General features: G+C 45.0%; 1 protein-coding gene. It reads left to right on the forward strand.

The features are described from left to right. Window positions 1–229: DNA topoisomerase (locus tag AB4512_RS22400; protein ID WP_372175740.1), on the forward strand; the 229-nt coding region annotated here is incomplete at both ends.

The following is a 229-nucleotide window of genomic DNA, read 5'->3' on the forward strand; positions in this document are numbered from 1 at the left end:
ATTTGGAATCAATTCGTTGCGTGTCAAATGACACCAGCTCAATACGATTCAACGACAGTAAGCGTTAAAGCCGATGAGTACACGTTAAAAGCGAAAGGTCGTATCCTTAAATTTGATGGTTGGACTCGTGTTCAGCGTCCAATGGGTAAGAACGAAGATACGATCCTTCCAGCAGTTCAGATCGGCGATAAGCTTGACCTGATCGCGCTAGACCCTAAACAGCACTTCA

This window comes from Vibrio sp. 10N.222.52.B7 (assembly GCF_041474275.1).
Lineage (GTDB): Bacteria > Pseudomonadota > Gammaproteobacteria > Enterobacterales > Vibrionaceae > Vibrio > Vibrio crassostreae_C.